This window comes from Sphingomonas sp. (assembly GCF_023266535.1).
In the GTDB taxonomy this organism is placed as follows: Bacteria; Pseudomonadota; Alphaproteobacteria; order Sphingomonadales; family Sphingomonadaceae; genus Sphingomicrobium.
In genome coordinates this window covers 1-8812 of sequence record NZ_JAHFPY010000097.1, presented here as the reverse complement: position 1 = coordinate 8812, position 8812 = coordinate 1, and the positions used below count along the sequence as shown (strand labels likewise).

The window sequence follows — 8812 nt, the reverse complement described above, 5'->3', positions numbered from 1 at the left end:
TGAGCAACGAGAAACGCCAAGGAGTGACGGATGGCCTTGACCGACCTTGACCGGAGCTATGACGCGGGCATCGCCGCGGTCACCGGCCCGGGCGGTCGCGTAATCCTCGACAAGGACGAGCAGGGCCGGGCGATCGTCACCAATTTCCCGGCGACGCTGCCGCTGTTTTTCAAGGCCTTTTGCGCCCTCAACGCGACCGTCGAAGCGGTCATTGCCGGCGACGAGCGGCTTACCTTTGCCCAGCTCGACGAGATTTCGGACCGGCTGGCGCGCGGCCTGGTCGCGCGCGGCATCAACAAGGGCGATCGCGTTGGCATCGCCATGCGCAACTGCCCCGCCTGGATCCTGTCATACATGGCAGCGCTCAAGGCCGGCGCCGTAGCGACCCTGCTCAACGGCTGGTGGCAGCCCCATGAGCTGGAGCATGCCCTGCAGCTGGTCGATACCAAGCTGGTCCTGGCCGATGCGCCGCGCGCCAAGCTAATAGCCGAAACCTGCGCGACCTGCATTATCGAGACAATCGAAATTGAACAGCCGGCGGAACAGGCCCTCGCCGACCTGATCGCCAGCGGGTCCGACGAGATCCAACTTCCCGAAGTCTCGGCCGACGACGATGCAACCATTCTCTACACATCGGGCTCGACCGGCGTGGCCAAGGGCGCGCTGTCGACCCACCGCGCGGTGACCACGGCGGTCTATGCCTATGCCACCGCGCTGATGGTGCTGCGCGATATTCTCGAATCGGAAGGCCGCCCGCCGGTCAACCCGCTCAAGACCCTGGTCGTCGTGCCGCTGTTCCACGTCACCGGCGAAGTCCCTGTGCTGCTCAACAGCTTCGTCATTTCGCGCAGCATGGTGCTGATGCCCAAATGGGATGCGGCGGAGGCGCTCAGGCTGATCGAGAAAGAACGGATCACCTATTTCGTCGGCGTTCCGACGATGAGCCTCGAATTGATGAACCACCCGGACCGCGGCAATTACGACCTGTCGACGTTGACCGACATTGCCGCGGGCGGTGCGCCACGGCCGGTCGCCCATGTCGAGCGGCTGCGCCGCGCATTCCCCGAAGCGCAGCCGGCGCTGGGCTATGGCCTCACCGAGACCAACGCCGTCGGCTGCGGCAATTTCTGGACCAACTATGCCGCCAAGCCAGCGTCGACCGGGCGGATGCATGCGCCGTTCGTCGACCTGGTCATTCTTGGCGATTCCGATCGCCACCTGCCGGCCAAGGAGCGCGGCGAGATCGCCATCAGATCGGCCGCGAACATCAAATGCTATTGGGGTAACCCGGAGGCGACCGCCGCGGCGTTCACCGCCGACGGCTATTTCAAGTCCGGTGACATCGGCTACCTCGACGAGGACGGCTATCTGTTCATCGTCGACCGGAAAAAGGACATCATCCTTCGCGGCGGCGAGAATATCTCCGCGGCCGAAGTGGAGGCGGCGCTCTACTGCGCCGAAGGCATTGCCGAGGCGGCAGTGTTCGGTGCGCCCGACGAACGGCTCGGCGAGGTACCGATGGCGATCCTTCATCGACGCGAAGGCAGCAGCATCAGCGAAGAGGAACTTAGGGAATTCCTCATGACCCGCCTCGCTGCTTTCAAGATCCCGGCGCGCATGGTCTTTTCCGACAATCCGCTGCCGCGGCTCGGAACCGGCAAGATCGACCGGGTCCTGCTCAAGCAGCAATATCTCGGCTAGCCGATGGCTGGGCCCGCGGTCGACCGCCGTACCCTGTTGATCGGTGGCGGCGCGGGCGCCGGCCTGATCGTCGCCTTCTTCGCCTGGCCGCGACGCGAAGGCAGTCCGCTTCGGCCCGGCCGTCGCGAGGCGGTGTTTGGCGCCTTCCTCAAGATCGGGGTCGACGGGCGCGTGACCCTGGCCGCGCCGCAGGTCGAGACCGGTCAGGGGATCTGGACCGGACTGGCGCAGATCGCGGCCGACGAACTGGGCGCGGCGTGGGAGAGCATGGCGGTCGAACCCGCGCCCCATTTCGACGCCTATGCCAATCGGCTGATCGCCCATGATTATGGCGTGACATCGCGAATTACCGCCGGATCGAGCTCGGTCAGGGCGTTTGAGCAGCCCCTGCGCGAAAGTGCGGCAATCGCGCGCGCGATGCTGTGCGCCGCCGCTGCGGCAAAATGGAGCGTCAGCGCCGCCGAATGCGATACCGATGGCGGCTTCGTGACTCATGAAGGCAAAAGGCTGGCGTTCGGCGAAATCGCCGCCGAGGCGTCGGCGATAGTGCCGCCCGACATGGCGCAACTTCGCGCAGCTGGCAGCGGCAAGCTGGCCGGCGAGCCGCTGCCCCGGCTCGACCTGCCGGCGAAATCGGACGGAACGCTGCGCTTCGCCGGAGATGTCCGGCTGCCGCGGATGATCCTCGCGTCGGTGCGGATGGCTCCTCCGGGCGGCCGGCTGACCGGATTCTCGCGCGCAGCAGCCAAGGGACAACCGGGCCTGATCGACCTGGTGGCACGCGACGAATGGCTGGCTGCTCTGGGCGAAACATGGTGGGCGGCCGATCAAGCGCTGGCCCGCGCCTTGCCGCGCTTCACCGGTCCCGCGACCGGCGACGTCATGGGAATTCTGGGGGAGGCCCTTGCCGGCGGCGATTCGACGCGGCTGTTCGAGCGAGGCGATTATGAGGGCGCCACCGAGGACAGCCGGCCGCTCGCCGCGACCTATTCGCTGGCGCCAGTTCCTCACCATTCGATGGAAGCGCCTGCCGCAGTGGCCCGTTTCACCGGCGACCGGCTCGAAATCTGGGCAGGCACGCAGATTCCAGATCTGGCGCGCGCTGCCGCCGCCAAGGCAGCGGGAATATCCGAGAAAGATGTCGCGCTTTATGCGATGCCGGTCGGTGACGGCTCGGGCAGCGCCTTCGACACGCGGGCAATCGAAATGGCGGTTGAACTGGCGCGTCACGTCAAACGCCCGGTCAGCCTGTCACTTCCGCCGGCCACCGCCCAGAACCAGGACTCCGTCAGGCCACCGATGATGGCCAAGCTGGCCGCGCTCCCCGCCCCCAATGGAACCATCGCCGCCTGGAGCGCGCGCGTGGCCGGAATGCCCGGCCTGGAAGCATCGCTGGCACGGGCGCAGGGCAAGCAGCCGCCGTCGTTCGCTCCGCACGGCGCCACGCCGCCTTACGGCATCGCCAATATCAGGATTTCCGCGGTTGACGCCGAGCTGCCGATTCGCACCGGCTATATGCGCGGCGGCGATGAGGCGATGATGGCCTTCGCCACCGAAAGCTTTGTCGACGAACTTGCCCGCGCCCTCCATGCCGAGCCGCTGGCCTTCCGCATCGGCCAGCTGGGCGGATCACCGCGCCTCGCCCAGGCAATCAGCACCGCCGCGGCGATCGGTGGGTGGGACGGCGGCGCCCCGGGCAGCAGCATGGGGCTCGCCTGTGCCTCGCTCTGCGGTTCGCACATCGGCCTGCTGACCGAAGCGACGATCGGCGCTGACCAGGCGATCAAGGTGTCGCGGTTGGTGGCGGCGGTCGACGCCGGCCGCATCGTCAACCCCAACCTGGTCCGGCAACAGATTGAAGGCGGCCTGCTCGCGGCGCTGGCTGCCGCAACCATCCCGGCGCCAGAGTTCGTCGCCGGCATGCCGCGCGCCGTGCCGATGCGCGCCGGTTACGAACGACTGCGCGACGTGCCCAAAATCGAGATCGAGCTCATCCAGAGCAACGACGAGCCCGGCGGCGTCAGCGGCCTCGGCATGGCGGTGCTCGCTCCTGCGGTGGCCAATGCCATCGCCGCCGGTACCGGCCGGCGCTTGCGTAACCTGCCGTTCGACCCGATGGCAGCGCCATGACTTCGACTCCCAGCGATGTTGCGGTGCTGCTGACCAACCTCGGCACGCCCGATGCGCCGGAACCGAGCGCCGTCCGGCGGTATCTCGCCGAATTCCTGTCCGACCCGCGCGTGGTCGAGATTTCGCCGAGTATCTGGAAGCCGGTGCTCTACGGCGTGATCCTGCGCACCCGCCCGGCCAAATCGGCCCGTGCCTATCGGGAGATCTGGACCGAAGACGGGTCGCCCCTGATGGCCATTTCCAAGCGGCAGGCCGAAGCGCTGCGCCAGCGTTACGGCGACGCGCTCTGCGTCGGTCTGGCGATGCGCTACGGCGATGCCTCGATCGGCTATGCGCTGTCGAAAATGTTCGACCATGGCTTCAGCCGAATCCTGGTCGCGCCGCTCTATCCCCAATATTGCGCGGCGACGACCGCGTCGGCGATGGATGCGGTTACGCTTGAGCTCGGAAGGATGCGCGCCCAGCCGGCGATCCGGACGCTGCCGCCTTACTACGACGACCCGCTCTATATCGGCGCGCTGAAGGCCAGCATCGACCGGCAGCTTGCCGCGCTGGATTTCGAGCCGGAACGGCTGCTGCTCAGCTTCCACGGCATGCCGGAGCGAACGCGAACCCTCGGCGACCCTTACTACGACCAATGCAAGCGAACCGCGGAGCTGCTCGCCGAACGTTTCGAGCTGCCGATCGACGTTGCCTTCCAGTCCCGCTTCGGGCGCGCGCGCTGGCTGCAGCCCGCGACCGAAGTCGTACTCGCATCCTATCCGGCGCAGGGGATCAAGCGGATCGCCATCGCCGCGCCCGGCTTTTCAGCCGACTGTCTGGAGACGCTGGAGGAGCTCGGCATCCGCGGCCGGGAAACCTTCACCCAGGCTGGCGGAACGCATTTCGCCCGCCTCGATTGCCTCAATGACAGCGACGAGGGGATGGCGATGCTCGATGCGCTGATCAGGCGCGAACTTGCCGGATGGTGGCCTCCGGCCTAACGCAAACCAATAACAAAGAGCAGGAGAGAGTCATGGCGCGAGTGGCGATCGTAACCGGCGGGACGCGAGGCATCGGCGAGGCGATCAGCGTCGCCCTCAAGGACTTGGGCATGAAGGTCGCCGCCAACTACGCCGGCAATGACGACCGGGCGCGCGCATTCAGCGACCGTACCGGCATTCTCGCCTACAAATGGGACGTTGCCGACTTCGAGGCGTGCCAACGGGGTGTTGCGCAGGTCGAGGCCGAGCTTGGGCCGATCGACGTGCTGGTCAACAACGCCGGCATCACCCGCGACACGACGATGAAGCGGATGGACCACCAGAAATGGCAGGACGTGATCGACACCAACCTTGGCGGTTGCTTCAACATGGCCAAGGCGGTGTTCGAAGGCATGCAGTCGCGTAGCTACGGGCGGATCGTCAACATCGGCTCGATCAACGGCCAGGCCGGTCAGTACGGCCAGGTCAACTATGCCGCGGCCAAGTCCGGCATCCATGGTTTCACCAAGGCGCTGGCGCAGGAAGGCGCGCGCAACAACGTCACCGTCAATGCCATCGCGCCAGGCTATATCGACACCGACATGGTCGCGGCCGTCCCCGAAGAGGTATTGGCCAAGATCATTGCGAAAATCCCGGTCAACCGCCTCGGCAAGGCCGACGAGATCGCCCGCGGAGTTGCTTTCCTGGTCGACGAGAATGCCGGCTTCGTCACCGGGTCGACGCTGTCGATCAACGGCGGGCAGCACATGTATTGAACGAGGCTCCGAACGTAGCGAAGCCGGTGCGAAGCGACGCGTGAGCTACGTGAAGAGCAGGCGAGTTCCGGCCAGCCTCGCGCAGCGAGGACTGACGGCGCGGATTCACTCCGCGCCGGAATGGGAAGAGCGATGAACCTGGGTTCCCCAACCAAGCGGTCGGTGACCATTGCCGGCCATGAGACCTCGATCAGCCTGGAGCCGATGTTCTGGCAGGCGCTGGAGCATGCGGCGAAGGATGAGGGGCTGCCGGTCAACGCCTTGATCGCCCGGATCGACGTCGAGCGGCTGGACCCGCCCGGCCGCGCCCCCAACCTCACTTCGGCCATCCGCCAGTGGTTATTCTTGCGCGCGCTTCCTGATCGCCGCGACGAATGACACGCCGCCATCGGGGGCGTGTTGGAGCCACAGCGACGGCTCGATCAGCTCCAGTTCGATCACCGCAAGTGCGCCCGACGCGTCGCGGATCATGTCGACCCTGGCATAGGCCGCCTCGGCGGGGGCGGCGCCGAGCACGGCCGCTGCCAGTTCGATGGACCCGGGCGGCGGGGCGCAAGCGACTTCACTTCCGCCCAGGTGCGGCTGCACCCGATAGTCGCCGGCCCTGGGCCGCTTGACGACGGCGTGGCTATATTCGCCGCCGAAGAACATGATCGAATACTCGCCTTCCTCGGCCACCGAGCGAAGGAATGGCTGGATCATCATTGCCCGGCCGCGCGATTCCTCGGGCAGCGGGTCGGAGCCCGTGAGTCGGTGTGTGCCGTCAGCCGAAGCCGATACCGGCGGCTTGATCACCAGCTCCGGACCATATTCGGCCCGTGCTTCGGCCAGCGCGACCTCGTCGAGCTGCTCGGCGATGCGGGTCGGGATGACGGCGATGCCCTTGCGGCCAAGCTCGGCCAGGTAGCGCTTGTCGCTGTTCCAGCGAAGCAGCGGTATGGGGTTCAGGACTCGTCTGCCCTCTGACTCCAGCCGATCCAGCAGCGCATGCCAGCGCTCCGGATCGGCATGATAGCCCCAGGCGACCAGCGGCATGACAACATCGAATTCGCCCAGCTCGCCCGGGTCGGTCCAGGGCCGCGGCTCCACGTCGATTCCGCCGCGCATCAGCGCCTCGGCCTCGACGTCATAGGCCCAGAGCCACTCCTCCCAGAAATCGGGAGCGGGCGTCAGGATGGCGGCGCGCACTAACGGGACAGCAGGATGCGCGCCTGACTGGCGATTTGCGCCAGCATCGCCGGCGACACCGATCCGACCAGCTTGGCTCGGTCGACCAGCGCCTTGAACTGGGCAATGCGCTTGGGATTGCGCTCGACCCAGCGCTCGACACTCTCGTCGGGCTCTTCGCTCCGCACCCGGCTGAGGAAGTCGATGCGAACCTGCTCGAAATCGCGCATCAGTCCGGCGGACAGCAGGCGTTCCCAATTGTCGGTAGGCATATAGCGCTGGACCTGCTGCTGGGCCCAGTCGAGGCCGAGCACTTCGCCGAGCCTGGTATAGGCCCGGGTAACGGCCAGCTCATCGAGGCTCCTGCGGGCACCGAGCGCGGCAATGCCGAAGATGCCGTCCATTTCATAAAGCTTCACTAGTCGGTCGGTGATCTCCTTGCCCGCGCCCAGCTCCTCGAGCTGGGTACGGCGAGCTGCGGCTTCGCCCCTAACTTCGGCGCGAATCAGGCCGGCCGTCTTGGCCGCGACCTTGTCCAGGCCCGGCTTCAATAATTCGACGGTTTCCCTGATGTTTGTCCCGCCGGCACCGGCGCGGATCACGTCGCCGATGTGCGACCGGACAAATCGGGCGGCCAAGGCGAACAGCCTGATGCGCGCCGTCTCGGCGATCTTGGCCTGCTCGATCTTGGCCCACAGGCTCTTGAGGTCGAGCAACCGTTCGGCGACGAGATAGGCGGCGACGACCTGCGGCAGGCCAACGCCTTCCTCCTCGGTCATGTCGAGCGGCAGGCTCGGGCCCAGGCGGTTGACGAACCGGTTGGCGACCTTGGTGGCGATGATCTGATGACGCAGCCGGTGCGCGCGAATGGCATTGGCATGCTTCTTCTGCATCGGCTCGGGGAAGGCGGCCATCAGCTCGGCTTCCATCGTCGGATCGTCGGCCAGCTTCAGCTCTTCGGCCGCATCCTGCAGCGCCATCTTCGACATCGACAGGATGACCGCCAGCTCGGGCCGCGTCAGGCCGCGGCCTTCATGGCCGCGGCGGAGCAGCACGTCGCTGCTGTCCAGCCCCTCTACCTTGCGGTCGAGCCGGCCCGAGGCTTCGAGCATTTCGATCGTCCGGACAAAGCCCGGAATGCCTGCGGTGCCGCGCGATTCCGCGATCGACAGCGCAATCGATTGCAGGCGGTTGTCCTCCAGCACCAGCTCCGACACTTCGTCGGTCATGCTGGCGAGCAGCTTGTTGCGTGCCGCCTCGGCCAGCTGGCCGTTGCGCATCTCCCGGTTCAGCGGGATCTTGATGTTGACCTCATTGTCCGAGCAATCGACGCCGGCCGAATTGTCGATGAAGTCGGTGTTGATCCGCCCGCCGAGCGTGGCGAATTCGATCCGCGCCGCCTGGTTGATCGCCAGATTGGCGCCCTCGCCGATGACCTTGGCGCGAATCTCGTTGGCGTCCACGCGCAGCGCGTCATTGGCCGGATCGCCGACCTGGGCATTGGTCTGGTGCGACGCCTTGATGTAGGTGCCGATGCCGCCGAACCAGATCAGGTCGACCGGCGATTTGAGGATCGCCGAAATCAGCGTGATCGGGTCGACCGTGGCCGCCTCGATCCCCAGCGCCTCGCGCGCTTCCCTGGTGAGGTCGATCGACTTCTGGCTGCGCGGGACGATCATGCCGCCCTTCGACATCGCCTTGCGGTCATAATCGTCCCAGCTGGAGCGCGGCAGGTTGAACATCCGGTCGCGTTCCTTCCAGCTTTTGGCCGGGTCGGGATCGGGGTCGATGAAGATGTGGCGGTGGTCGAACGCCGCGACCAGCTTCAATGCCTTCGACAGCAACATGCCGTTGCCGAACACGTCGCCCGACATGTCGCCGCAGCCGACCACCCGGACCGGCTCGCTTTGGACATCGACGCCCATTTCCAGGAAGTGCCGCTGGACCGAGATCCAGGCGCCCTTGGCGGTGATGCCCATCGCCTTATGGTCGTATCCGTTCGATCCGCCGCTGGCGAACGCGTCGCCGAGCCAGAAATTGCGGTCGAGGGCGATGGCATTGGCAACGTCGGAGAAG

The 8812-nt window shown here is 66.3% G+C and carries 7 protein-coding genes; 5 read left to right on the top strand and 2 right to left on the bottom strand.

The window, feature by feature from the left end; translation table 11 throughout:
- Positions 1–30 precede the first annotated feature (30 nt).
- The 5 genes from Q0C64_RS12575 (at position 31) to Q0C64_RS12555 (ending at position 5947) form a co-directional block, all read left to right on the top strand.
- Positions 31–1701 (top strand): class I adenylate-forming enzyme family protein, encoded by a 1671-nt coding sequence (locus tag Q0C64_RS12575; RefSeq protein WP_294124185.1) that lies wholly within the window; start codon positions 31–33, stop codon positions 1699–1701.
- A 3-nt stretch (positions 1702–1704) separates the two neighbouring features.
- Entirely contained in the window at positions 1705–3831 is a 2127-nt protein-coding gene (locus Q0C64_RS12570) for a molybdopterin cofactor-binding domain-containing protein (RefSeq protein WP_294124184.1), read from the top strand.
- Positions 3828–4814, top strand: a complete 987-nt coding sequence (hemH, locus tag Q0C64_RS12565; RefSeq protein ID WP_294124183.1) for a ferrochelatase — start codon at positions 3828–3830, stop codon at positions 4812–4814. Before Q0C64_RS12570 ends, hemH begins: the two co-directional genes overlap by 4 nt.
- Positions 4815–4846: 32 nt before the next feature.
- Positions 4847–5569: an acetoacetyl-CoA reductase gene (phbB, locus tag Q0C64_RS12560; RefSeq protein WP_294124182.1), complete on the top strand. Its 723-nt coding sequence runs from the start codon at positions 4847–4849 to the stop codon at positions 5567–5569.
- A 132-nt stretch (positions 5570–5701) separates the two neighbouring features.
- Positions 5702–5947, top strand: a complete 246-nt coding sequence (locus Q0C64_RS12555; RefSeq protein WP_294124181.1) for a ribbon-helix-helix domain-containing protein — start codon at positions 5702–5704, stop codon at positions 5945–5947.
- Here the strand turns inward: Q0C64_RS12555 and Q0C64_RS12550 are convergent.
- Together Q0C64_RS12550 and Q0C64_RS12545 are read right to left on the bottom strand one after the other, a co-directional pair.
- Complete coding sequence (locus tag Q0C64_RS12550) at positions 5909–6757, bottom strand: hypothetical protein (protein WP_294124180.1); 849 nt, start codon at positions 6755–6757, stop codon at positions 5909–5911. The genes Q0C64_RS12555 and Q0C64_RS12550 overlap by 39 nt on opposite strands.
- The coding region (locus Q0C64_RS12545; protein WP_294124179.1) for an NAD-glutamate dehydrogenase domain-containing protein at positions 6757–8812 on the bottom strand (2056 nt) is incomplete at its 5' end. The genes Q0C64_RS12550 and Q0C64_RS12545, both read right to left, overlap by 1 nt.

Bases quoted from the DNA above. Each gene is read 5' to 3' on its own strand.
- Q0C64_RS12575 (WP_294124185.1), top strand. From the start codon at position 31: ATGGCCTTGACCGACCTTGACCGGAGCTATGACGCGGGCATCGCCGCG.
- Q0C64_RS12570 (WP_294124184.1), top strand. From the start codon at position 1,705: ATGGCTGGGCCCGCGGTCGACCGCCGTACCCTGTTGATCGGTGGCGGC.
- hemH (WP_294124183.1), top strand. From the start codon at position 3,828: ATGACTTCGACTCCCAGCGATGTTGCGGTGCTGCTGACCAACCTCGGC.
- phbB (WP_294124182.1), top strand. From the start codon at position 4,847: ATGGCGCGAGTGGCGATCGTAACCGGCGGGACGCGAGGCATCGGCGAG.
- Q0C64_RS12555 (WP_294124181.1), top strand. From the start codon at position 5,702: ATGAACCTGGGTTCCCCAACCAAGCGGTCGGTGACCATTGCCGGCCAT.